The 642-nt window shown below is 55.8% G+C and carries 1 protein-coding gene; it reads left to right on the top strand.

What is annotated here, in order from left to right; translation table 11 throughout:
* Nucleotides 1-642 (top strand): immunoglobulin-like domain-containing protein (locus tag DDT56_RS24525; RefSeq protein ID WP_210417085.1); only part of this gene is annotated, 642 nt, incomplete at both ends.

The raw sequence follows: 642 nt of genomic DNA, 5'->3' as shown, positions 1-642 counted from the left end.
CGCTAAGCAATGGTGCGACCATCAGTTTTGCTGCCGGGTCAACAACCGGCACCTCATCATCCTTTGCGGTGCAGGGTGATGATGTTTACCAAGATGGTGAAAGCTACACCCTAAGTGTAACGAACGCGGGCGAGCATAACTTCGAACAGTTGGATACCAGCGATACGGCAACAGTGACGGTGACCGATACGGTGGACACCGTCAATGTGACAATCGATAGCAATGGCGACGTCACCGAAGCGCAGGACGCGGTCTTTACCATCAAGGTAGACCGGGTACTGGCTGATGATTTGGTAGTGACGTTAAGCAATGGCGACACGGTAACTATTCAGGCGGGTAAACAGAGTGCTGCTTATACCGTGCCGGCGCAGGGCGATGATGTGTACGTCGATGCGGGCAGCGTAACGCTGGGCCTTACCGATGCCAGCGTGGCCGGCAAGATCTTTGAAGATCTGCAACTGGGCAGCGAGGTGACGGTAAATATTACTGACACGGTCGATACCACCACGCTAACGCTGGGCGATGTGACCGTGGCGGAAGGTAGCGATAGCGCCACCGTCAGCGCCACACTAAGTAATCCCACCGATCGCGATTTTACGGTGACGCTAAGCAATGGCGCCACCATCACCTTTGCGGCCGGGG

It is taken from the genome of Brenneria corticis (genome assembly GCF_003115855.1).
Classification (GTDB): Bacteria; Pseudomonadota; Gammaproteobacteria; order Enterobacterales; family Enterobacteriaceae; genus Brenneria; species Brenneria corticis.
Note: the sequence above shows the minus strand (reverse complement) of the source record. Positions and strands in the feature narration are given on the sequence as shown.